This is a genomic window from Bradyrhizobium sp. CW1, assembly GCF_023100665.1.
GTDB classification, from domain to species: Bacteria; Pseudomonadota; Alphaproteobacteria; order Rhizobiales; family Xanthobacteraceae; genus Bradyrhizobium; species Bradyrhizobium canariense_D.
Genome location: NZ_CP064684.1, coordinates 4785291 through 4808815 on the forward strand (window position 1 = coordinate 4785291; position 23525 = coordinate 4808815).

The 23525-nt window shown below is 63.9% G+C and carries 24 protein-coding genes; 14 read left to right on the top strand and 10 right to left on the bottom strand.

All coding sequences use genetic code 11. From position 1 onward, the window contains the following. Positions 1–71: 71 nt before the first annotated feature. Complete coding sequence (locus tag IVB54_RS23635) at positions 72–1154, top strand: substrate-binding domain-containing protein (protein WP_018459359.1); 1083 nt, start codon at positions 72–74, stop codon at positions 1152–1154. A 33-nt stretch (positions 1155–1187) separates the two neighbouring features. Here the strand turns inward: IVB54_RS23635 and IVB54_RS23640 are convergent, their stop codons facing one another. Next, positions 1188–1763 carry a hypothetical protein gene (locus tag IVB54_RS23640; protein ID WP_018459360.1) on the bottom strand — a complete coding sequence of 192 codons (576 nt, stop codon included), beginning with the start codon at positions 1761–1763 and terminating at the stop codon, positions 1188–1190. 158 nt (positions 1764–1921) lie between these two features. On the opposite strand from IVB54_RS23640, the gene IVB54_RS23645 reads away from it, so the two are divergent. Beyond that, the gene (locus IVB54_RS23645; RefSeq protein ID WP_245288533.1) at positions 1922–2872 is read left to right on the top strand and encodes a LysR family transcriptional regulator; all 951 of its coding nucleotides are present in this window, start codon (positions 1922–1924) and stop codon (positions 2870–2872) included. 3 nt (positions 2873–2875) lie between these two features. Here the strand turns inward: IVB54_RS23645 and IVB54_RS23650 are convergent, their stop codons facing one another. From IVB54_RS23650 to IVB54_RS23670, 5 genes are all read right to left on the bottom strand, one after another. Next, positions 2876–3460 (bottom strand): TIGR00645 family protein, encoded by a 585-nt coding sequence (locus tag IVB54_RS23650; protein WP_018459361.1) that lies wholly within the window; start codon positions 3458–3460, stop codon positions 2876–2878. A 33-nt stretch (positions 3461–3493) separates the two neighbouring features. Continuing rightward, positions 3494–4129, bottom strand: coding sequence for a TerC family protein (locus IVB54_RS23655; protein ID WP_018459362.1), 636 nt, complete (start codon positions 4127–4129; stop codon positions 3494–3496). Then, positions 4126–4488: a hypothetical protein gene (locus IVB54_RS23660; protein ID WP_026233786.1), complete on the bottom strand. Its 363-nt coding sequence runs from the start codon at positions 4486–4488 to the stop codon at positions 4126–4128. Before IVB54_RS23660 ends, IVB54_RS23655 begins: the two co-directional genes overlap by 4 nt. Before the next feature lie 2 nt (positions 4489–4490). Next, a complete protein-coding gene (locus tag IVB54_RS23665) occupies positions 4491–4964 on the bottom strand; it encodes a tellurite resistance TerB family protein (RefSeq protein ID WP_018459364.1) in 474 nt (157 codons plus the stop codon). A 436-nt stretch (positions 4965–5400) separates the two neighbouring features. After that, on the bottom strand, positions 5401–5781 hold the full coding sequence (locus tag IVB54_RS23670) for a nuclear transport factor 2 family protein (protein ID WP_018459365.1): 381 nt from the start codon (positions 5779–5781) through the stop codon (positions 5401–5403). 167 nt (positions 5782–5948) lie between these two features. Between IVB54_RS23670 and IVB54_RS23675 the strand changes: the two genes are divergently transcribed. From IVB54_RS23675 to IVB54_RS23705, 7 genes are all read left to right on the top strand, one after another. Then, positions 5949–7706 (top strand): MOSC and FAD-binding oxidoreductase domain-containing protein, encoded by a 1758-nt coding sequence (locus IVB54_RS23675; RefSeq protein ID WP_018459366.1) that lies wholly within the window; start codon positions 5949–5951, stop codon positions 7704–7706. A 15-nt stretch (positions 7707–7721) separates the two neighbouring features. Then, a complete protein-coding gene (locus IVB54_RS23680) occupies positions 7722–8318 on the top strand; it encodes a redoxin domain-containing protein (protein WP_026233787.1) in 597 nt (198 codons plus the stop codon). A gap of 50 nt (positions 8319–8368) precedes the next feature. Next, positions 8369–9823, top strand: a complete 1455-nt coding sequence (locus IVB54_RS23685; protein WP_026233788.1) for a PLP-dependent aminotransferase family protein — start codon at positions 8369–8371, stop codon at positions 9821–9823. A 73-nt stretch (positions 9824–9896) separates the two neighbouring features. Further along, the gene (locus IVB54_RS23690; RefSeq protein WP_018459369.1) at positions 9897–10523 is read left to right on the top strand and encodes an FMN-binding negative transcriptional regulator; all 627 of its coding nucleotides are present in this window, start codon (positions 9897–9899) and stop codon (positions 10521–10523) included. Positions 10524–10615: 92 nt separating this feature from the next. Then, positions 10616–11443 (top strand): class II glutamine amidotransferase, encoded by an 828-nt coding sequence (locus IVB54_RS23695; protein WP_018459370.1) that lies wholly within the window; start codon positions 10616–10618, stop codon positions 11441–11443. A gap of 21 nt (positions 11444–11464) precedes the next feature. Continuing rightward, positions 11465–12691, top strand: coding sequence for a carboxylate-amine ligase (locus IVB54_RS23700; RefSeq protein ID WP_026233789.1), 1227 nt, complete (start codon positions 11465–11467; stop codon positions 12689–12691). A gap of 572 nt (positions 12692–13263) precedes the next feature. Then, positions 13264–14403, top strand: coding sequence for a glucuronate isomerase (locus tag IVB54_RS23705; RefSeq protein WP_247776467.1), 1140 nt, complete (start codon positions 13264–13266; stop codon positions 14401–14403). Positions 14404–14409: 6 nt separating this feature from the next. Here IVB54_RS23705 and gor read toward each other — a convergent pair whose 3' ends face one another. Genes gor through rpiA form a run of 3 tightly spaced genes read right to left on the bottom strand, consistent with a single transcriptional unit; the run spans position 14410 to position 17088 of the window. Then, positions 14410–15798: a glutathione-disulfide reductase gene (gene gor / locus IVB54_RS23710; RefSeq protein ID WP_018459374.1), complete on the bottom strand. Its 1389-nt coding sequence runs from the start codon at positions 15796–15798 to the stop codon at positions 14410–14412. Positions 15799–15853: 55 nt separating this feature from the next. Next, the gene (locus tag IVB54_RS23715; RefSeq protein ID WP_018459375.1) at positions 15854–16372 is read right to left on the bottom strand and encodes a DUF2059 domain-containing protein; all 519 of its coding nucleotides are present in this window, start codon (positions 16370–16372) and stop codon (positions 15854–15856) included. 2 nt (positions 16373–16374) lie between these two features. Further along, the gene (rpiA, locus tag IVB54_RS23720; RefSeq protein ID WP_026233791.1) at positions 16375–17088 is read right to left on the bottom strand and encodes a ribose-5-phosphate isomerase RpiA; all 714 of its coding nucleotides are present in this window, start codon (positions 17086–17088) and stop codon (positions 16375–16377) included. Positions 17089–17263: 175 nt separating this feature from the next. Here rpiA and IVB54_RS23725 point away from each other — a divergent pair, with 175 nt between their 5' ends. The 5 genes from IVB54_RS23725 (at position 17264) to IVB54_RS23745 (ending at position 22158) form a co-directional block, all read left to right on the top strand. After that, on the top strand, positions 17264–17953 hold the full coding sequence (locus IVB54_RS23725) for an HAD-IA family hydrolase (RefSeq protein ID WP_018459377.1): 690 nt from the start codon (positions 17264–17266) through the stop codon (positions 17951–17953). 139 nt (positions 17954–18092) lie between these two features. Next, positions 18093–18590 (top strand): hypothetical protein, encoded by a 498-nt coding sequence (locus IVB54_RS23730; protein WP_026233794.1) that lies wholly within the window; start codon positions 18093–18095, stop codon positions 18588–18590. A gap of 107 nt (positions 18591–18697) precedes the next feature. Further along, on the top strand, positions 18698–19723 hold the full coding sequence (gene moaA, locus IVB54_RS23735) for a GTP 3',8-cyclase MoaA (protein ID WP_018459379.1): 1026 nt from the start codon (positions 18698–18700) through the stop codon (positions 19721–19723). Between the two features lie 170 nt (positions 19724–19893). Next, the gene (locus tag IVB54_RS23740; protein WP_018459380.1) at positions 19894–20475 is read left to right on the top strand and encodes a TRAP transporter small permease subunit; all 582 of its coding nucleotides are present in this window, start codon (positions 19894–19896) and stop codon (positions 20473–20475) included. A 27-nt stretch (positions 20476–20502) separates the two neighbouring features. Continuing rightward, complete coding sequence (locus IVB54_RS23745) at positions 20503–22158, top strand: TRAP transporter large permease subunit (protein WP_018459381.1); 1656 nt, start codon at positions 20503–20505, stop codon at positions 22156–22158. A 78-nt stretch (positions 22159–22236) separates the two neighbouring features. Here the strand turns inward: IVB54_RS23745 and IVB54_RS23750 are convergent, their stop codons facing one another. Continuing rightward, positions 22237–23325 (bottom strand): TRAP transporter substrate-binding protein, encoded by a 1089-nt coding sequence (locus IVB54_RS23750; protein WP_018459382.1) that lies wholly within the window; start codon positions 23323–23325, stop codon positions 22237–22239. Between the last annotated feature and the right edge of the window lie 200 nt (positions 23326–23525).

Below are 23525 nucleotides of genomic sequence, written 5' to 3' on the forward strand. Positions count from 1 at the left end.
GATGGGAGTAAATATGATATGGATTGCAAATGGACCGCGGTCATATGAAATGTAGTTCATAGGGAGGACCAATGCTTCAGATCGAGATCGAGGCCGTCTGGCGGTTTCGCCGGGAGGGCAATCCGCGCACCGCCGTCATCATGCTTGGCGTCCTCAACGAGATCAGGAGAACCGGGAAGATCACCAGCGCGGCCAAGGATGCGCACCTCTCCTATCGCCATGTCTGGAATCTGATCGAGCAATGGTCGGAGTTCTTCGGCACGCCGCTGGTGGAAACCCAGCGCGGCAAGGGCTCGAAACTCACGCCGTTCGGCGAGCGGCTGGTGTGGGCGGGCGAGCGCATGCAGGCCCGGCTCGGACCTCAGCTTGAGAATCTGGCACAGGAGCTGGCGAGCGAGATCAAGCCGTTCCTCGAGCAGCGCCCGTCGGTGATCCGCGTGCATGCCAGCCACGGTTTTGCGGTCGCAAAACTGCGCGAATTCCTCGACCGCGAGCCCGGCATCGGCGTCGATCTGCGCTATGTCAGCAACCAGCATTCGCTGGTCTCGCTGGCGCAGGGCGCCTGCGATCTCTCCGGCCTGCATCTGCCGCACGGCGCGCTGCGCGCCCAGGGCATCAAGGCTGCGCGCGAATGGCTCGATCCGCGCGAGGATCGCATCATCAGCTTCGTCACACGCGAAATGGGATTGATGGTCGCGCGCGGCAATCCGCTGCGCATTGCTTCGCTTGGTGATCTCACCGGACCCAAAGTCCGCTTCGTCAACCGCGACCACGATTCCGGCACGCGGCTTCTGTTCGACCAACTGCTTGCGGCAAACGGCATCGACGAGAGCAGGATCAACGGCGCGCAGCAGATCGAATTCACCCACGCCGCGGTCGCAGCCTATGTCGCGAGCGGCATGGCTGATGCGAGCTTCGGCGTCGAAGCCGCCGCCCGGCATTTCGGCCTCGATTTCATCCGGCTCCTGACCGAGGATTATTTCTTCGTCTGCAAGCGCGCGTTCCTGGACACCGGGCCGATGCAGCGCATCCTGGAGATCATCCGCAGCGCCGATTTTCGCGCAGCCATCGCCACCCTGCCCGGTTATGTGCCGTCGGATACGGGCACCGTCACCGGCGTGAAGGCATTTCTGGAGATGCACGCCGTGCGATGATGCCGGAGGATGCCATCGCCTTGTCCGCGCCGGTCAGATCGCCGGCTCGCCCTTGAGCGCCGACGTGACCCGCTCGCCCTGCGCGGTCAGCCGGTACGTCACCAGCGGACGGCTCGACGGCGGCTTTCGCGCGAGCTCGACGATGTAGCCGCGCACCATCAGGGCTTCGAAACTGCCGTAATAGCCGAACATGCTGATCTGGTTCTGCCTGAGCAGCTTGAACTCGCGCAAGAGCCGTATCTCGTTGCCCGACAGCAGCGACCGGCGCACGCGCTGAACGAACCGCGCGCGCTGCTCGAACCAGTTTTTATCCGGCAGTTCGTGCGAGGCTGGTGCGGGGGCCCGTTCGCAGGGACGCGCGTCCTGCGCAATCTCGACCATCACCTGCGGCAGGCACGGCATGCTGCTGGCGACAACCGCGTCCTTCGCAACGTCGAGCAACGCGAGCGGCCAGCGCCGCTTGTTGTCCACCATGACCGGCGGTGGCACGACGCTGTCGCGCACCAGCTGCTCGAAGCGTCCGGCGGTCACGCCGACATAGGCCGCCGCGCGACGGCGATCGACCAGACGCGTGTCCGGCGCGACCTCGCAAACAATGTTCTCGTCCACCCGGGATCCCCTGGCGCCTCGTTGCGCATGGCATGACGGCCCGACAGGACCGGCCAAGCCGGCGGCGAACCTAGGTGGGAGGAGCGCACTCGAAAAGCACAGAATTTCGTACACGTTGATGCCGTTTCGGCAACGGCTATAGTCCGGCCGGGGGTCCCATGCGATTTCACTCACCGGCCATCCAGTACTTCCACGCCGTCCGCCGCACCGGCTCGATCCGGGCCGCTGCGCGCATGCTGAACGTTGCCTCGTCGGCCGTAAGCCGCCAGATTCTCAAGCTTGAACAGGAGGTTGGGTCACCCTTGTTCGAGCGCAATGCGCGCGGCCTGACGCTGACGACGGTCGGCGAGATGTTGGCCCGGCACGTCATGAACGTGCTCCAGGACCTCGACCGCTTCCGCTCGGACGTCGCATCCCTGGCGGGGACTTGGCACGGCACCGTCAGCATTGCCTGCATCGAGTCGCTCACGGAGTCGGTGCTGCCCGACCTGATAGCCTCCCATCGCGGCCGCGCCCGGCGCGTCAGCTTCACCACCGAAGTGAAGGGATCGTCGGACGTGCTGGAGGCCCTGAGCCGCGGCGAGGCCGACATCGGCATCGCCATGGCGCTGCGGCATCCGCCGGACCTGCGCCAGGTCGCCTTGAAACGGTTTCGCCTGGGCGCGGTCGTCGCGCGCGAGCATCCACTGGCGCGCGGCAAGACGGTCACGCTGCCCCAATGTCTCGCCTTTCCCGTCATCCACGCGCTGCCGGAGCTGTCGATCTATCATCTGCTCCAGCCGCTGATCGCGCAGCTCTCCGAGACCCCGGAGCCGGCCATCCAGGCCAACTCGATCGACCTGATGCGCGAGCTCGCGGCGCGCGGCGTCGCTTCCAGACCCAGCTCGGCATCAGCAGGCTGTCGCGCGACAGCCGGCTCGTCTTCCTGCCGCTCGACAATGCCGGCAGCCCGGTGTGGTCAGATCTCGGCATCTACGTTCGCGCCGAGCGCACCCTCCCCGCTTACACGGAATCCTTCCTCCAGGAGCTGGTGCGCGAACTGGGCGAGCGCGAGCGGCGGGAAAACGCGGCGCATCCGCAGATCGCCTGATCAAACGCCGACGGTCTGACGTTCAGCCGTGGCCAGCCCCCTTGCGCTGGCCGCTATCGCCGAGGCGGTCGACCCAGGCGATGCCGATCGCGGAGATGATGAAGGTCAGGTGGATCAGCACCTGCCACATCACGCCGCTCTCGGTGAAATTGCTCCGCGTCGTGCCGAGATTGCCCGCCTCGATGAAGGTCCTGAGCAGCGAGATCGAGGAGATGCCGATGATCGCCATCGCAAGCTTGATCTTGAGCACGCTGGCATTGACGTGGCTGAGCCATTCCGGCTCGTCCGGATGACCGCTGAGGTTCAGGCGCGAGACGAAGGTCTCGTAACCGCCGACGATCACCATCACCAGCAGGTTCGAGATCATCACGACGTCGATCAGCCCGAGCACGACCAGCATGATCTGCTGCTCGCTGGCGTCGAACGAGTGCACGACCAGGTGCCAGAGCTCCTTCAGGAACAGCAGCACATAGACGGCCTGCGCGACGATGAGGCCGACATAAAGCGGGACCTGCAGCCAGCGCGAGCCAAAGATGAGTTGGGCAAACGGGCCGATTTGCGGCGCCGGCACGGAATCCGCCGAAGGTGCTTTGGGTTCGGACGTCATTGATCACTCCGGATGATGGACAGGCGCGTTGCCTCAGAGACTCGCGATCACAGGCGCGAGCTCGAGCGATCCGCGATAGATCATCTCGAAGGCGACGTAAACGATGATGGCGAGGCCGACATAGCCGATCCAGCGCTGCTTCTGGAGCACGCGGCCGAGCAAATCGGCGGCGACGCCCATCAACGCGACCGACAATAGCAGGCCGAAAGCGAGGATGTAGGGATGCTCGCGCGCAGCGCCCGCGACCGCGAGCACGTTGTCGAGCGACATCGAGACGTCGGCGGCGACGATCTGCACCGCCGCCTGCCTGAAGGTCTTTCGGGACGCAGGCGCAGCGCTGCTGCCGCCATGGCTGAACGCGAGTTCGTTCGCATGCGCGGACTGCTCGCGCAGCTCCCGCCACATCTTCCAGCACACCCAGAGCAGCAGCACGCCGCCGGCGAGCAATAGCCCGATCACTTGCAGAAGCTGGGTCGCGACGCCGGCAAAGACGATGCGCAGGGCGGTGGCGGCGATGATGCCGACGACGATGGCGCGCCGGCGCTGATCGGCCGGGAGGCCGGCTGCGGCAAGGCCGATGACGACGGCGTTGTCGCCGGCGAGCACGAGGTCGATCAGGACGACCTGAAGCAGCGCGGTCAGCGCTTCGGTGGTGATGAATTCAGTCATGATTGGTCATTTTTCGGTGCGGACGGATCGAGCCAGTGCGGCTTCTTCCGCTCGACCCAATCCAGAACCTTGGCGCGCCCGGAGCGCAGCGCGGGCACGTCTTCCGCGAGCAAAGCGAGGCCGAGCGGTAGCATCCAGACGCCGAGCACCGGCAGGAAGGAGAGCACGCCGCCGACAATCAGCAGCGCACCCGAAGGGATTCTCACCCAGCGGCTGGATGGCTTGAGCAGATAGGTGACGGTGTCGCCCATGCGCGGCGGCAGGCGACGGACAAGCTTGTCGAGGCGCGGGTCGCCGCCAGCCATCTGGCCGCTAGCGCCCGCAGTCCCTGTCTTATCCTCGTCCGAAACTACGCTCATGCTTACTCCTCGGCGGCGATGCGGTGTTCGGCGCGCACTGCACCCGGCGTCACCTGCTTTGCGCGCGGCAGCACCAGCGTCAGCAGGCGCAACAGCTTGATCGCCTGCACTTCGTGGGGATGCACGTCCTCGTCCGCGGCCGCGACGCGCTCCGACAGTTCCATCAAATGAGCCGACAGCGGCAGGTCTGAAACCGGACGCAAATTCTTGATCACCACATTGGCGAAATCCGGCTCCTCGAGTCGTTCAGCAAGCTCGTCGAACATCGCGTAGAGCCGGTCGTCCGAGATATGCGGCGCCAGCTTGCGATCCCGGATGAACCGGACGACCTCGTCGCGTTCGACCGGCGAAACTTGCCGGTCGGCGACGGCAACCAGCGCGCCGACGATCACCAGTGCCACCGCAGCCTGCTCGTTCAGGCTGGATGGCTCGGTGATCTCGATTTCGATCGGATTTGAATGCTTGGCGTCGGACATCGTTGCTCCCTTATCTTGCGAAAGACCGCACGGAGCTGCGATGGGGACGATTCGGTCGGAGAGACTCTCAAGAAGGCCCGACGATCGGCCGATCCATCGCATTCGCGCGGGACAGGTCATCCGACATCACGAGGTTTTGCCGACAGCGTCGACTTCCTCGCCAGAGGGGCCCGGATTCTTGTTCGTTTCACACATAAAGATGGGGCTGTCGGAATCAAGACGACGCGACTGCGACCAGCCGCCGCATCGGGTTCCGTGTTGCCACATTGGCTAAGCAGTTCTGCGCGCTCCGCACCTGCGATCATGTCTTTTACAGTCATCGCCCGCGCAGGCGGGCGATCCAGTACTCCGAGACGCCCGTAGTTTGTCGAGAAGCCGCAGCGTACTGGATTCCCCGCCTGCGCGGGGAATGACAGCGGAGTGCGGAGCACTCAGCCTACCCCACCCGCTCGACAAGATGCGCCCGCGAGGGCGACGGCTCGAACCTGTCGCCGAAATATTGAGTCTCGTGCGCCACGAGGCCGTCGCGGAATTCCATGATGCTCACTACGTAAGACGGCACCCCGTCATAGGTCAGCACGAATTCGCTCACCCAGAGATCGTTACTGCCGACGATCCGCCGAACCGTGAAGCGCTTCTTGTTCGGCTGCACGAACCGGCTCTCTTGAATCTTCCTGCGACCGCGAATGCGCTCGCCGGACTGCGGATAGTCGAGCACCGCGTCCTCGCGATAGATGTCGTGCTCGGCCTCGAAATCGTTCGCATCCGAAGCATCCCAATGGCGCTGGAGCGCGGCCAGCTTGCCCTGATCATCCATCGTGATCTCCCGTTGTACCGACTGCGTTTACGTTACGCATTTCAAATTGGCCTCAGGGCCGCCGGTGGCAAGGCTTGCTCGCAACGTCTAACAACGACTAACGAGCCAAAAACCCGTCCGGATGCAAGGATGACGGCAGAACCACGCAGCCAGATCGGGAACACGGAATGGCACGTCTGCTTTCGGTCAATGTCGGCCTGCCGCGCGACGTCGCTTGGCAGGGTCGGACCGTCCACACCGGCATCTGGAAGGCACAGGTCACAGGCCCGCGCAGGGTGCGCCGGCTCAACATCGATGGCGACGGCCAGGGCGATACGGCCGGTCATGGCGGCGAACATCGTGCCGTATTCGTCTATCAGGATGAATCCTATCGGTACTGGCAGGAGCATCCGGGTCGATCCAACCTCGTTCATGGCCAGTTCGGCGAGAACTTTACGGTCGAGGGCCTCGCCGACACCAACGTGTGCATCGGAGACCGCTACAGGATCGGCTCCGCGGTGTTCGAAGTGACGCAGCCGCGCGTCACCTGCTACCGTCTCGGCATTCGCATGGACGAGCCGGACATGGCCGCGCTGCTCGTCAGGCACGGGCGGCCCGGATTTTATTTCCGTGTGATCGAGGAAGGCGACGTCGAAGCCGGTGACGAGATCACACAGATCGCTGTGGGACCCGAGCGCATGAGCGTGTTCGAGATCAATGCGCTGCTTTACCTGCCGCCTCATCCGCGCGAACGCCTGGAGCGCGCGCTGCGGATTCCCGCGCTGAGCCGCGGCTGGCGCCGTTCTTTCGAGGCGCTGCTCGAGCAGCAGAAGGACAACAAGACCGCGGGAAACGCCGGGCTTGGGCCGGCGGCGAGCCCAACTCCGGCCTGGCGCGGATTCCGCTCCTTTCGCGTGGCGCGAAAGATCGCCGAAAGCGGCAACGTGACGTCGCTGATCCTCGAACCCGCCGACGGACATCCCGTGGCGGCCGCCCTGCCCGGTCAATTCGTCGTCATCAAGCTCGAGCCCTCCGGTGCGCAGGCGATGACACGCAGCTATTCGCTGTCGGGCGGCGCCGATGCCGCGTCCTATCGCGTCAGCATCAAGCGCGAAGTTCACGGCGCCGCCAGCCGTTACATTGCCGACGAGCTGCTGGCCGGCGCTGCCGTGCAACTAGGTGCGCCACGCGGCAGTTTCACGCTCCGGCAAGATGCACGCCCCGTCATCCTGTTGAGCGCCGGCATCGGCGTCACCCCTTTGCTCGCAATGCTTCACGCGCTCGCCGCCGAAGCGACGACGCGGGACGTGTGGTGGCTGCACGGCGCTCGCAATGGCCGCGAACATGCGTTCGCCGCCGAGGCGCGCGAATTGCTAGGTGGGCTCTCTCGTCACCATAGCCACGTCTGCTACAGCGCGCCTGACCCGGACGATCGTCTCAATGTGGCGTTCGACACAGCCGGACATCTCGACGCACGCCTGCTCCAGACCCTGAGCGTGCCGCGTGACGGCGATTTCTATCTGTGCGGACCGGCAGGTTTCATGAACGATCTGAAAGCTGGCCTCACCACGTTGGGCGTCGCACCGGATCGCATCCACACCGAATTGTTCGGCGCCGGACCGTCCTTGACGCCCGGCATAGCGTCCTCCCCGCAGAAGCGGGCGCACCCGCCGATCGGTGCCCCCGGCCCCGGCCCGATGGTTTCGTTCGCCCGGAGTGGCCTCAATGTCCGCTGGGGACCATCCTATGCCAGCCTGCTGGAATTGGCCGAGGCGTGCGACGTCCCCGTGCGCTGGTCGTGCCGGACCGGCGTCTGCCACAATTGCGAGAGCGGGTTGATCGCGGGGACGGTTGACTATGCGCCGGATCCGCTCGATCCGCCCGCGGACGGCAATGTCCTGATCTGCTGCTCACGACCCCGAAACGACGTCGTGGTTGATCTGTAAAAGTGGGAGAGCGCAATGCGACCTGACATGATGCCGGGAGTAACCTTCCCGGATTACGAACTCAGCGACCACACCGGCAAGCACCGGAAGCTCTCCGAACTGCAGGCGGGCGATCCAATGGTGCTCGTGCTCGGCCGCGGCGGATTTTGTCCCAAGGATCGTCGCCAGGCCGAAGGCTTGCTGCAACTCCATCGCGAGATGGAGGTGGGCTATTGCCGGATGGTCACGATCACGACCGACAACATCACCCAGACCAGCGAATATCGCAGCGGCGTCGGAGCGCACTGGCCCTTTCTCTCGGATTCGCGGCGCCTCGTTCAGAAGGATCTCGACATCGCCGAATACACCGACCCCGTCCATAATCCGATGATTCCGCACGTGATCGTGCTCGAGCCCGGCCTCGTCATTCACAAGATCTACAACGGCTACTGGTTCTTCGGCCGTCCAACCGTCGAAGAGCTCCGCCAGGACCTCAGGGCAGTCGGCATGAAGTGCCGGCCGGATTGGGACATCGCGGCGCCCGGCCTCAGGGCACTGTGGGACCAGGGCCGCAGGGAGCATTTTCATCCCTACGGCAAGGCTTACGTCGAAACTCTCGGCGAACGGGATTAGAACCACATTCCGACATCGTCCGCCCGGGCGAATGCCGGTTCAGAATGTGGATGATCCAGATGAAGACCAATCCCGACCGCATGGGCGCGCGCCAGATCTACGAGGCTTTGAGAGATCAGATCCTGGCGAGGGTGTATGGGATCGACGGGGTGCTGCCGTCCTCCCGCGCGCTGGCCGGTGAGATGGGCGTGGCGCGCTCGACCGTCACGATCGCCTACGAACAGCTCGCCGCCGAAGGCTTCATCGAGACACGCCATGGCGCGCGACCGCGTGTGGCTCGCGCCGTCGTCGAGCGAGGACGCACGCGCGTAGTGTCGCGGCCGTCGGCGCGGAAGGTGCGGCTGTCGGCCTTCGGGAGCCGGTTGCTTCAAGACCCGCCGCGCTGGTCTGAGCCGCCGCGCGGGCTCGTCGCGAACTTCCGCTATGGCGAGCTCGCGCCGTCGGATTTCCCGGTACTGGCATGGAAAAAGGCCGTGACCGCTGCGATGGCGCGCAAGCCCGAACGGCTGGCCTATGACGATCCCTGCGGAGCGCTGCGGCTGCGGACCGCGCTTCAAGGCTATCTGTGGCGGTCGCGTAGCGTCCGCTGCGAGGTCGATCAGATCGTGGTCGTGAACGGCTCGCAGCAGGGCCTCGACATCTGCGCGCGCCTGCTGCTCGATGCCGGCGACCGCTTCGTGATGGAGGATCCCGGCTACCAGATGGCGCGGCATACTTTCGCAGCAACGGGCGCCGAGGCGATCCCGATTCCCGTCGACGTGGACGGACTGGAGACAGCGCGGCTCGATGGCGTCGAAGCCCGCCTCGCCTATGTCACGCCGTCGCACCAATATCCGCTCGGCGGCGTCATGCCGATCGGCCGCCGGCACCAATTGCTCGCCTGGGCCAGGGCAAACGACGCCTACGTGATCGAGGACGATTACGACAGCGAGTATCGCTACGATACCAAGCCGATCCCGCCGCTGCACGCGCTGGAAGGCGGCGGCAATGTGATCTATCTCGGCACCGTCTCCAAGACGCTCTCGCCGACCTTGCGGATCGGCTTTCTGGTGGTGCCCTCCGCCCTGCGATCCCTGATCGCCGCCGCCAAGCAGATCATGGACCGGCACACGCCGCTGATCGAACAGGACGCTCTCGCGTCGATGCTGGAAAGCGGCGCCTATGACGGCCACATCAGGCGCGTGCGCCGGCGCAACGCCGAACGCCAGCGGGCGCTGCTCGACGCGCTTCGCCGCAGGTTCGGGGACCGCGTCCGGATCGAGGGCACGGCCGCCGGCCTGCACATCGTGGCGTGGTTCGACGACCTGCCGCAGAAGCGAGAGGACGCGTTGATCAAGGCGGCCCATGCAAAGGGCGTCGGCATCTATTCCGTCTCTGCGCTGTTCGTCGGACCTCGCCGACCGCGGAAGACGGTCGGCCTCGTCATGGGCTATTCGGCATTGGAGGTGGCACAGATCGAGCGCGGCTGCAGGCTTCTCGCACAAGCCGTCGCCAAACTGGACTGATCAAATAGACGATAACTAGCAGTTTCTTACAGGCCAGATTCCGGCTATCTCCAGAGCAACACCGGAGATAGACATGTACATCCCTCCCGCCTTCAAGGACGACATCGAGAGCATCCGAGCGACCATTCGCGGCGCCCGCCTCGCCAGCCTGGTCACGGCCACCAGCGAAGGCCCCGTCGCCACGCCGCTGCCGCTGCTTCTCGACGAGAGCGAAGGCGAACATGGCGTGCTGTACGGACATGTGGCGAAAGCCAACCCGCAATGGAAACTGCCGCCGATCGGAGATGCGCTGGCGATCTTCAGCGGTCCCGACGCCTATGTGACGCCGTCCTGGTACGCGACCAAGCAGGAAACCGAAAAGGTCGTGCCGACCTGGAACTACGTCGCGGTGCATGCCTACGGCCCGGTCGAATTCTTCCAGGAGCCCGAGCGCCTGCTCGACGCCGTGACGCGGCTCACGAATAGGCATGAAGGATCGCGTGCAAAGCCGTGGGCCGTTACCGATGCCCCCGAAGATTTCATCGCAACTCAGCTGCGCGGAATCGTCGGCGTGCGGATTCCCGTCGTGCGGTTCGAAGGCAAGCGCAAGATGAGCCAGAACCGTCCCGAGGCTGACCGTGTCGGCGTCGCGCAAGGTCTCGCAGCGAGCGAGAACGCTGGTGATCGCGAGGTTGCGCCATTGATTCCGGTTCCGGTTTAGTAGCCACTTGGTTCCCGACACTCGCTGTCGGGAACCATCGTCCTGTCAGGTTCGTTGTTACATTTCAGCAAGCATCTCCTGACGGAATTCCTATGTGCCGCTGGATCGCATACCGGGGCGAGACCACGTCCTTCGAGCCCTATGTCACCGAGCCCGAGCATTCGCTCATCGCGCAAAGCATCCGCTCGCTCCAGTCGACGGCGGGCTCGAATGGCGACGGCTTTGGTCTCGGCTGGTACGGTGAGCATCCGGAGCCTGGTCTTTATCGTGAAACACGCCCCGCTTGGTCGGACGAAAATCTCCGCTACCTCTGCCGCCATTTGCGCTCGCATCTGTTCTTCGCCCATGTGCGCGCCGCCACCGGCACGGCAGTGACGCGGCAGAACTGCCATCCCTTTGCCTGCGGCCAGTGGATGTTCATGCACAATGGTTTCGTCGGCAGCTGGAATCGCCTACGGCGCAAGGTCGAGGCGCTGATCCCCGATGCCTACTACCCCTCGCGGACAGGCACGACCGATTCGGAAGCCGTGTTTCTCGCCATGATGGGCGCGGGTCTCGACGCCGATCCGCTCGGCGCAACGCATCGCGTGCTGCGAGCCCTCGTCGGCCTCGTCAACGAAGGCGAGCTTCGTGAGCGGCTACGCTTCACCAGCGCCATCGCCAACGGCCGGGATCTCTATGCCTTCCGGGTTGCGGTCAACGATGCCGCCAACACGCTCTATTTCCGCGAGGCTGGCGGCCAAGTCATCGTCGTCTCCGAGCCGTTCGACAAGGAAACAGACTGGACGGAAGTGCCCGCGAATCACGCGCTGGTCGCACGTGCGTCCGAGAGCGCGAAAATTGTTCCGTTCGATCTTGCAATTTCCAGTGAGGTCGACGCGGAACCCGCTCCTGCCAGAAGGATTATCGCCCGCGGGTAAATACCTTGGCCGGGTGGCACGATGACATTGGCGTCAGACGTCTTGAAACTGCTGCGGCTTGATTCCTCCGAGGACAGGCAGCACCTCGTCATTCGCTCGGCCGGCGGACGCGGCAAGGCTGCGGAATATTCGTTCGGTATCGAGGAGGAATACTTCCTCGCCGATCGCCGCAGCCTGGAGGTCGCGATCCAGACCCCCAATGAGCTATTCGAATCTGCGAATTGGTCGACAGGCGGCCAGGCGATGCGGGAGATGTTACAGTCGCAGCTCGAGGTCGCCACCAACGTGCATGTCGACGTCGCCGACGCGCGCGAAGAGCTTCGCTTCCTGCGTCGCGAAGTCGCAAACGTCGCGGCACAATACGGCTTCGTGATCATGGCCTGCGGCACGCACCCGACCGCGGTCTGGCGCATGTCGCAGCCGAGCCCGAAGCCACGCTACGAGGAGATGATTGAGGATCTGCGCAGCATCGGCCACCGCAACCTGATGTGCGGCATGCACGTGCACGTCCAGTTGCCCGATCCCGAAAAGCGCATGGCGGTGATGCGAGCGATGCTGCCGCATCTGCCCTTGTTCATCGCCCTGTCGGCCTCCTCCCCGTTCTGGAATTCACACAAGACCGGACTGAAGGGCTATCGGCTCGCCGCCTATTCCGAGCTGCCGCGCACTGGCCTGCCCGAATTATTCGAGAGCCGGCAGGATTACGACGAATATGTCGGCGCGTTGCAGCGCTCGGGCGTGATCCCCGATGAAAGTCACATCTGGTGGGCCATGCGCCCCTCGATGAAGCACCCGACCCTCGAGCTGCGTGCGCCCGATACCTGCACCTTCGTCGACGACGCCGTTGCCATTGCCTCGCTCTATCGCTGCCTGACCCGCTATCTCTACCTGCGACCTCATCTCTCGAAAGAGGTCACCGCGGTCGAACGCGCAATTGCGGTGGAAAACAAATGGCGCGCCCAGCGCTACGGCACCGATTGCATCTTTGCCTCCAAGGACGGGCCGGTCGAGATCTCCGAGCTGCTCTCCCGTGTGATCGAGGACATCGCCGAAGACGCCGCCGCGCTGAACTGCATGGCCGAGGTCGAACACTGTCGCACCATCGTCGAACGCGGCAGCTCGGCCGAATTCCAGCTTCGCGCCTTCCGCGACAATGCGGAAGACATCGCCGCCGTGTCGCGCTGGATCGCAGACGCGACGATCTCGGGCACGAGCACCCCCGCCGCAGGCGTTCCCGCGCCTTCATAGCGCCCGCGCAAGCTTCGCGAGCAACAATGTCGGTCCTGAATGCGTAAGGTCGCGGAGAGAACGATGAATCACGTCAAATGTTGCGCTGGCTGTGGCCATGGCCTCATTCCGATGCTCTCGGCCAAAGGGCGCGCGGAGCTCAGCTGCCTCTGGTGCGAGCTCATCGAGGCGCGTGCAGTGGACATGGCGAAGTGGGCTGACAGCCCGTACGGCAAGCCCGAGCGGACCGTCCGTCGAGCTTTCGAATGAACGGCTTCAGACACCCGGCCGCCGACTTCTCCTGATCGGCGCAGCTGCGCATCCGCGCCAGAATGCCGCCAAATTAGACAAGACACGTCTCGTCACCAGGATTGCAGACTGGGCGAACATGGCCATGCAGGCTGGTCAAGCGTGTCATCTAACCTCAAGTGCAACCTCGATTTTTCATCGCGTGGCGGCGAGTCGCAAAGCCTTGCGTGCCGCGCACCGCCTCGACTGGCCTAAAATTCGCAAGGCAGCATCAGGCCTGATCCCCTGCTCTCAGCAAGATGCGTGCGCCGAGACAGGGTGAGCGGGCCAGATCGGAGAATGCCATGAACGTGCATGCCACCGGCGATCTCAAATTCACCGGCCTCACCCGCCCGGACGGCGCGCCCCTTCGCCTCAACGATCAGGAGTTCGTGGCGATCGATCGCGACCGGAATGCGAAGTTCGAGGCAACGTACCGGCCGCAGGCCCTCTACAATCGCGCCAACGAGGGTTTCCACGCCAACAACGAAACCTTCCTGCTGCACGAGGTCGCGACCAATCTGCCGATCTATCTGCCCGACACCGGCCCTACCGACTTCCATCTTCATCTGCCGCCGGGCGGCTTTCAGCTCGTGCTGGTCACGTCGGGCGCGTTCACGTTCGACTATGACGGGCGCTTCTATAATGTCGGCCCCGGCGCGGTGATGCTGCAAAGCGCGATCGTGCACCGACAGCTGTTCTACACCTGGTCGGGACTGTCGACCGAAGAGAATCTGAAGACGCCGCAGACGGTGGTGCCGGATCCAATCTCGATGGGCTATTCGGGCAAATTCCTCGAAGCCTTCATCACTGACCCGACGACGTTTCCAAACCCGACCATCGTCGGTCCGGACCAGATCAACGAAGCCGAGACGCCGCGGGTGGCATGGAGCCACTCTCTGCATGATCGCCCGGTCGATGCAGGCTTCTGGCTCCAGGACCCCTTGGCGCTGGATGCGCTGTTCAAGCCGCTCACCGACAGCCCGATCAAATCGGCCATGCCGGTTTACGTGCGCGATATCGGGATCGAGGCTCCGAGCGGTCACCTCGTCGCCGGCCACATCATCGCAACCGATCCGCGCGGCCAATCGCTCTTGTCCAAGAGCACGTCGTCAGCGGCGGACACCACATGTTTCGCCAAGGGCGAGGTCGTGATCTACCGCGTGATCCGCGGCACGGCCGAATTCAGGAACAAGACTGGCGAGACCTTTGAGCTCGCGGCCGGCGATGTGGTGACGGCGGGCAAGAACGCCAGAAGCCTCGTCGGTGTTGGTGAGAACACGCAGGTCCTTCGGCTCGGCCTTCTCAAGGGCATGAACGACCTCCGCAGCTGGACGCCGACGCAACGCGACGAGATCGACGGCCTCGCCGGTCAGATCATCACGCAGAAGGACATCCGTCCGCTGCGCACCGAGGGCAAGCCGGTCGGATACCTGTACGGCTGAGCGGAGTTACTCCGCCGCTTGGCGGACGTGGCGGGCGGTCGGGGTGCGCATGGTGACGAGCTCTTCGGACGCGGTCGGATGCAGCGCGATCGTCGCGTCGAAATCGGCCTTGGTCGCCTTCATCTTCACCGCAATCGCGACTGCCTGCGTGATCTCGGCTGCGGCATCGCCGACGATGTGACAGCCGAGCACACGGTCGGTTGAACCATCGACGACGAGCTTCATCAGCACGCGGGTATCGCGGCCCGACATCGTCGCCTTGATGGGCCGGAACGTGGTCTTGTAAATGTCGATATGGCTGAATTGCGCGCGGGCTTCCGTCTCGGTCAGGCCGACGGTGCCGACCTCCGGCTGCGAGAACACGGCGGTCGGGATGTTGGCGTGATCGACCTGCACCTCGCGCTTGCCGAACACGCTGTCGGCGAACGCATGGCCCTCGCGGATCGCGACCGGCGTCAGGTTGAAGCGATGGGTGACGTCGCCGATCGCGTAGATGCTGTCGACCGAGCTCTTGGAGAAATGGTCGACCGCGATGCCGCCGTTCCGCGGGTTGATGGCGACGCCGGCCTTCTCCAGGCCGAGATTGGCGACCGCGGGATGGCGGCCGATCGCGAACATCACCTGGTCGGAGGCAAGGCTCGATCCGTTCGACAGATGCGTGGTGAATTCCTCGCCGTGCCGATCGACCTTCGTCACCGTGCAGCCGGTCAGGATGGTGATGCCCTGCTTCTCCATCTCGGCGCGGACATGGGCGCGAACATCCTCGTCGAAGCCGCGAAGAATGTTGTCGCCGCGATAGATGACTGTGACGTCGGAGCCGAAGCCGGCGAAGATGCCGGCGAACTCCAGCGCGATGTAGCCGCCGCCCTGGATCACGATCCGCTTCGGCAGCTTGGCCAGGTGAAACGCCTCGTTGGAGGAGATCACGTGCTCGATGCCGGGAATCGGAGCGCCGTGATTGGGCGCGCCGCCGGTGGCGATCAAAATGTATTTTGCAGTGATCTTCCGGTCGTTCTCGAGCAGGCGGACGGTGTGCTTGTCCTCGATCACCGCGCGGCTCTTGACGATTTGCGCGCCCGACTTCTCGACATTGGCGGTGTAAGCCGCCTCCAGACGCGCGATCTCCTTGTCCTTGTTGGCGATCAGCGTCGGCCAGTCGAAGGTCGCAGACGGAACGGTCCAGCCAAAGCCGGCGGCGTCCTCGATCTCATGGCGGAAATGCGAGCCGATGACGAACAGCTTCTTCGGCACACAGCCGCGGATCACGCAGGTCCCGCCCATGCGGTACTCTTCCGCGATCATGACGCGGGCGCCGTAGCCGGCCGCGATGCGGGCGGCGCGCACGCCGCCCGAACCGCCACCGATGACAAAGAGGTCGACGTCGAATTCAGCCATTGTCCACTCCGACCTCTTTCAGAACATGATCCGGATTCCGATCAGATAGGGACTGTCAGATCTCCTTGCCACGCTTGCGCATCTCGGCGCGGAAGGCACCCATCACGGTCTCGGAGAAGTTCTGAGCCCAGGAGTTCATGAAGGCCATGCTCAGCCCGATCGCGCGCGGCTCGGCTTCGATCAGCTTCTTGCCCAGCGGCGACTTGTAGAAGGTGACGAGATCCTTCAGCTCCTGCTCGGTGAACTCGCTGGCATAGACCTGCGCCATGCCTTCTCCGATCTCCTTTTCGCGGCCTGCCAGCTGCTGGTTGACGACCCCGGCGACCTCGGTGAGATCCTTCTGATAGTTGAGGTTTTGCTGGATCAGCGCGATCCTGGTCTTATCGACCAGGCCGGGCACGGCGTTGGCATACATCGCACTGGCGCTCTTGATCGCGAGGATCTCCTTGGCGGCCGCGATGGCCGTCGGCGACGATTTCGGCGGAGCCGCCTGCTGGGCCCCGGCCGGGGCGACCGAGAGGGCCAGTCCCACAGCGAGGGTCGCGACCGGCAACAATTTCAAAACGCTCTTCATTCCTAGTCTCCTTTCGGCTTTCGCCGTTCAATCACGCGAATTCCCTCGCCACCCGCCAAGACAGCCGAGCTGGCCAAGCCGATGAACAAACCATGCTCGACGACGCCGGGGATCGCGCTCAGCGCCGTGGCGAGGCGGGCGGGATCCTCAATCTTTTCGAGCTGGGCATCGAGGATCCAGTGGCCGCCATCGGTGACGAAAACGTGGCCGTCCTTGCCGTTGCGGACCGCCATCTGCCCGGAAACGCCGCATTCCGCAAACGCCTTCTCGATCGCGCGTCGCGTTGCGCCGAGCCCGAACGGGATGACCTCGACCGGCAGCGGAAAGCGGCCGAGTGTCGGGACCCATTTGGTGTCGTCGGCAATCACGATCATGCGATCCGAGGCGGCCGCGACGATCTTCTCGCGCAACAGCGCACCGCCGCCGCCCTTGATCAGATTGAGTTCGGGATCGATCTCGTCGGCGCCGTCGACGGTGATGTCGAGATGATCGATCTGATCCAGCGTGGTCAGCGGCACGCCGCAGCGGATTGCATCGAGACGCGTCGCCTCGGAGGTCGGCACGCCGATCACTTTCAGTCCGGCGCGGACCCGCTCGCCGAGCAGCTCGACGAAATGTTTTGCAGTCGAGCCGGTACCGAGCCCGAGTTGCATGCCGTCACGGACGTCCTCGAGGGCGCGCGCCGCAGCCTGCCGCTTCAACTGGTCCATGTTCACGTTGCGCCGTCCCTGAATTACGAGTGTGCTGCCTCATAGGCTCGCGGCGGCCTGTGTAGCCTCGTTTTCCCTCGGAGAACAGGGTCTGGGGGAACCGGCCTCCGGACCCACCTTATAAGGTGATCTTATGGCTTCGGCCCTTGCGCGGGCGGGGCCGGGCCGGTAGCGCTGGACCATGACCCCCTCCCACACCATCGTCTTCGATCTCGACGGCACGCTTGTGGATACGGCGCCCGACCTGATCACCGCGCTCAATTACGTGCTCGACCGCGAAGGGCTGCCGCCCGTGCCGATGGCCTCGGCCCGCAACATGATCGGCGCCGGCGCCCGCAAGCTGATCGAGCGGGGGCTGGAGGCCGAGGGCCGCAGCGTCACGGTTGCCGACATGGACCGGATGACGGCCGATTTCATCGGCTATTACGCCGACAATATCGCCGTCGAATCCCGGCCCTTCGAGGGTCTGGAGGCCGCGCTCGACCATTTTGCAGCCCAGGGCCATCGCCTTGCGGTCTGCACCAACAAGCTGGAATGGTTGTCGAAGCGCCTGCTGGATCAGCTCGACCTGAGCCGGCGCTTCGCCGCGATCTGCGGCGCTGACACTTTTGGCGTCCAGAAGCCCGATCCGACCATTTTCCGGGAAACGGTGGCGCGGGCCGGCGGCGAGGTGAAAGCCAGCATCATGGTCGGCGACGCCGGACCCGATGTCGGCGTGGCCCGGCGCGCCGGAGTTCCCGTGATCGGGGTCAGCTTCGGCTATACGGACGTCCCGATTGCCGAGTTGAAGCCGGACCGGCTGATCCATCACATGCGCGACCTGCCGGCAGCCGCCAGCAGCCTGATGACCGCGCAGGCAGGTCTCAAGTAGCTGAGATAGCTTAGTTATTCCACGGAATCCCGCTTTAACCATCTACTAACGATGTGCGGCCGGCCGGTTGCTCGTTCGGAACGACACTCCTAAGTTTGTCCGGGGATGTGGCGGTTCGTCGCAGTAGAAGTGGATGGTCATGCGTCGTGTCATTGCGATTGCGCTAGCTGGGGTCAGTCTCTTGGGAGCAGCGACCCTTGCCGGCTGCTCCTCGATGTCTTCGACGTCCTGGGACATGTTCAAATCGGCCCCGCCGACCGTGCAGGTCCGGCTCGAATCCAATCCCCCGGGTGCTGACGCCACGACCTCACTGGGTGCCGGCTGCAAGACGCCCTGCTCCGTCGCGGTTCCCGCCCCCGACGCCCCCTTCACGGTCGCTTTCGCGCTCCCAAAATACCAGCCGGTGAGCGTACCGGTGAATGTCATCAAGAATCCCGGCGACCTCACCACGCCCGCCTCGATCACCACCGACCCCAACCCGATTTTCGCGGAGCTCCAGCCGGCCGTTCCGCCAAGACCGGTCCGCAAGCCGCACCGCCCGAAGAAACCGAAACCGGCGGCGGCCGCGGTCGCCCCGGCTGCTGCCGCACCGGCTGCGGGCTCGCCTTTCCCCGATCCGAACGCGGGCAAGCGCTGACCTCCGTCATCCCCCATTTGTCTCTGACGCATTCGATGCTTAGATTGCTTCCAGGACACCGCTGAAGCAAAACTGCTCGCGTTGCCGCAAGTGACAAGGCATTTGGTATGAACGGACTTTCCGCGAGCCCCCTGTCGAGCACGATGACCGATCCGTTCGGACGGACCATCTCGTATTTGCGCGTCTCCGTCACCGACCGCTGCGACCTGCGCTGCTTCTACTGCATGTCGGAAGACATGACGTTCCTGCCCAAGGCGGACCTGCTGACGCTGGAGGAACTCGATCGGCTCTGCTCGGCCTTCATTGCCAAGGGTGTGAAGAAGCTGCGGCTCACCGGCGGCGAACCGCTGGTCCGCCGTAACGTGATGACGCTGGTGCGCTCGCTGTCGCGGCACCTCAAGAGCGGCGCGCTGAGCGAGCTGACGCTGACCACCAACGGCACCCAGCTTGCGAAACATGCCAGCGAACTCGCTGATTGCGGCGTCCGCCGCATCAACGTTTCGCTCGACACGCTCGATCCGCAGAAGTTTCGCGAGATCACCCGCTGGGGCGAGATCGACAAGGTGCTGGAAGGCATCGAGGCCGCACGCGCCGCGGGCCTCGCAGTCAAGATCAACGCCGTTGCGCTGAAGAACCTCAACGAGGACGAACTTCCCGACCTGATGCGCTGGGCCCACGGCAAGGGCATGGGGCTGACGCTGATCGAGGTCATGCCGATGGGCGAGATCGGATCGGGACGAATCGACCAATATCTGCCGCTGTCGCTGGTGCGCGCGCGCCTTGCCCAGCAGTTCACGCTGACCGATCTGGCCGAGAGCACCGGGGGGCCGGCGCGCTATGTCAGCGTCGCCGAGACCGGCGGCAAGCTCGGCTTCATCACCCCGATGACCCATAATTTCTGCGAATCCTGCAATCGCGTGCGCGTCACTTGCACGGGAACGTTGCACACCTGCCTCGGCCACGAGGATGCCTCCGATTTGCGCAAACCTCTGCGTGCATCGGACGACGATTCGCTGCTTGCGGATGCGATCGACCGCGCCATTGGGCTGAAGCCCAAGGGCCACGATTTCATTATCGACCGCCGCCACGACCGCCCCAGCGTCTCCAGGCACATGAGCGTCACCGGCGGCTAACATCGGCTGGCCGGCCGCGGCTTATTCCCCTTAACTATCAACAAACTTCCGATTGACTGGCGGCACGCTCGCTGGTTTGGTGCGGCAGCCTCATGCCTGCGCGGCGAGACAAGCCAACGCGCCCACTCGGCGCAGTCAAGACGGCCGGGGCAAATCGGGGAGGACCAATCTTGCAAGCGCTCCTGAAGCTGAGCAATGGAATTGACGCGTTCACACGTTGGACGGGCAAGCGTCTGGCTTGGCTGATCCTGCTCGCCGTCGTCATCTCGGCGCTGAATGCGATCATCCGAAAGACATTGGACACGTCCTCCAACTCGTGGCTCGAGCTGCAATGGGTGCTTTTCAGCATCGTGTTCCTGCTATGCGCGTCCTGGACGCTGCTCGACAACGAGCACATCCGGATCGACATCTTCAATAGCATGATGCCGAAACGGGCTCGCAACATCATCGACATCATCGGGCACATCTTCTTCCTGATCCCGCTGACCGTTGTCATGATCGTGACCGGAATACCGTTCTTCCTGCGCTCGCTCCAGATCAACGAGCAATCCGGCAATGCGGGCGGCCTGCCACAATGGCCGGCAAAAGCGCTGATCATGATCGGCTTCGCCCTCCTGCTCGTTCAAGGCATCTCCGAGCTGATCAAGCGAATCGCGATCATGCGCGGCATGATCCCGGACCCACACGAGTCGCAGGTGTCCGCACTGGAGGCCGAGGTCGAGCACCTCGTCGAAGCGATCGAAAAGAAGTAGCCGTTGGCGACGGTTTAGGGGGAAGTCATGACCGCGTTTATTATCGCCAATCTGGCGCCCATCATGTTCGCGACGCTCGTCGTCGTGCTGCTGCTCGGCTATCCGGCGGCATTTTCGCTCGGCGCAGTAGGCCTGTTCTTCGCCATCATCGGCGTTCAGCTCGGACAATTTCACCCGGACTTTCTCCAGGCCCTGCCGGAGCGCGTCTACGGCGTGATGAACAACGACACGCTGCTCGCCATTCCCTTCTTCACCTTCATGGGACTGGTGCTCGAGCGCTCCGGCATGGCCGAGGATCTGCTCGACACCATCGGCCAGTTGTTCGGCACCATCCGTGGCGGCCTCGCCTACGCGGTGGTTTTCGTCGGCGCCCTGCTTGCGGCGACGACCGGCGTCGTGGCGGCCTCGGTGATCTCGATGGGCCTGATCTCGCTGCCGATCATGCTGCGTTACGGCTACGACCGCCGCGTGGCGACCGGCATCATCGCGGCCTCCGGCACGCTGGCGCAGATCATTCCGCCCTCACTCGTCCTGATCGTGATGGCCGACCAGCTCGGCAAGTCGGTCGGCGACATGTACGAGGGCGCATTCATTCCGGGCCTGGTGCTCGCCGGCCTCTATGCAGGTTACGCGTTCCTCGTGACCATGATTTTCCCGAAGGCGGCGCCGGGTCTTCCCAAGGAGGCGATCGGCTTCCGCGAGGAGAGCGGCGACCGCGGCCTCAAGTCGCTCGGCGTGCTGTTCCTGGCGAGCTGCGTCTTCGGCTGGTTCATGATGCGGAATTCGGAGACACACGGCGCCGACTTCGTCGTGCTCAGCATGTTCTTCGGCATTCTCTTCGCGTTCTTCGTCGCCATCGCGAACTGGGTCCTCGACAAGCTGACGGGCTACCGCTTCCTCTCGAAGATGGCGCAACAGACCACCTTCGTCATGGTGCCCCCGCTATTCCTGATCTTCCTGGTGCTGGGCACGATCTTCATCGGCGTCGCGACGCCCACCGAAGGCGGTGCGATGGGTGCAGCCGGCGCCCTCATTCTCGGAGCCGCGAAGCGGCGGCTGACCTGGGACCTGATCCGTCAGGCTACCGAATCGACGGCGAAGCTGTCCGCGTTCGTCGTCTTCATCCTGGTCGGGGCACGCGTGTTCTCGCTCACCTTCTACGGCGTCAGCGGCCATGTCTGGGTCGAGCACCTGCTGACATCCCTGCCCGGCGGCCAGATCGGCTTCCTGATCTTCGTCAACGCCTTCGTGTTCGTGCTGGCGTTCTTCCTCGACTTCTTCGAGCTTGCCTTCATCGTGATCCCGCTGCTCGGGCCGGCTGCCGAGCATCTCGGCATCGACCTGATCTGGTTCGGTGTCATCCTCGGCGTCAACATGCAAACGTCATTCATGCATCCGCCGTTCGGATTTGCGCTGTTCTATTTGCGCTCGGTCGCGCCGAAGGAGCGCTATACCGACCGCGTCACCGGCAAACGCATGGAGCCGGTCACGACGGGACAGATCTATTGGGGTGCGGTGCCGTTCGTCGTCATCCAGCTCGTCATGGTGCTGCTCGTGATCATGTTCCCGTCGATGGTGATGCACTACAAGGGTGTGCAGTCCACCGTCGATCCCAACAGCATCAAGATCGACATTCCCCAGATCGATCTGCCGCCGCTCGACTTCGGCCAGCCGAAACAATAGCGCCCGGCCCGCCTACAAAAAGAAACCCGGAGCGAAAGCTCCGGGTTTTTTCGTTTGGGCCGATCGTGCGCTCTGCGATCAGCTCTGCGAGTTGCGCGCCATGAAGTTGTCATAGCCGACTTCGGCGACCTGGAACCACTGATATCCGTTGTTCGAGAACGCGGTCAGCGATTCGTAGACCTTCTTGAAATCCGGGTTGGTGGCCGAGACTTCGGTGTGCAGCTCCTTTGACGCCTTGAAGCAGGCCTGCATGACCTCTGGCGAGAACGGATGCAGCTTGGCACCGGCCGCGAGCAGGCGCCGCAACGCCGGCGGATTGGACTGGTCGTACTTCGCCATCATCCAGTTGTTGGCGTAGTGCCCCGCCTGCTCGAGGATGCTCTGGTAGTGCTTCGGCAGCGCATTCCACTTGTCCTGGTTGACGAAGGCGAGAAGCATGGGCCCGCCTTCCCACCAGCCCGGGAAGTAATAATGCGGCGCGACTTTCACGAAGCCGAGCTTCTCGTCGTCATAGGGCCCGACCCATTCCGCCGCGTCGATGGTGCCCTTCTCCAGCGCCGGATAAATGTCGCCACCGGCGATCTGCTGCGGCACCGCACCGAGTTTGGCCATCACCTTTCCGGCAAAGCCGCCGATGCGGAATTTCAACCCGCTGAAGTCCTGAGGCGTCTTGACCTCCTTGCGGAACCAGCCGCCCATCTGACAGCCGGTGTTGCCGGCAAGCAGCGAGACGACGTTGTACTTCTTGTAGAACTCGTTGAGAATCTCCCTGCCGCCGCCGAGTGTGTACCAGGCCTGGTTGATGCGCATGTTCGGCCCGAACGGCACCGACGATCCGAAGGTGAAGGTCGGGTCCTTGCCGAAATAATAATAAGACGCGGTGTGGCCGATTTCGCAGGTGCCGTTCTGCACGGCATCGAGCACCTGAAGGCCCGGCACGATCTCGCCGCCGGCAAATGTCTGAATCTGGAATTTGTTGTCGGTCGCTTCCGCGACCATCTTGGCCATCATCTCGGCGCCGCCATAGAGCGTGTCGAGCGATTTCGGCCAGCTCGTCGGCATGCGCCATTTGATCTCGGGCGTCGTCTGCGCGATCGCTGGAGCGGCGAGCGTGGCGACACCCGCCGCACCAAGCCCGGTGACCTTGATGAAATCTCGTCTTTTCATGATGTCCTACCCTGATGGATTGTGACGATGGGCCTTCTTGCCGAGGCTTGGAGGCCAGCATGGAACATGTGTCGTCCGATTTCCATCCCTCACGATGTGAGGGACGAAAATGCCCAGCTCCCGCGCCATCCGGTCCTACGACTTTAGGCTTAGACGGCCGCGGCCCTGGCCGTTCCCATCACGCCCGCCTCGGCCGGGCA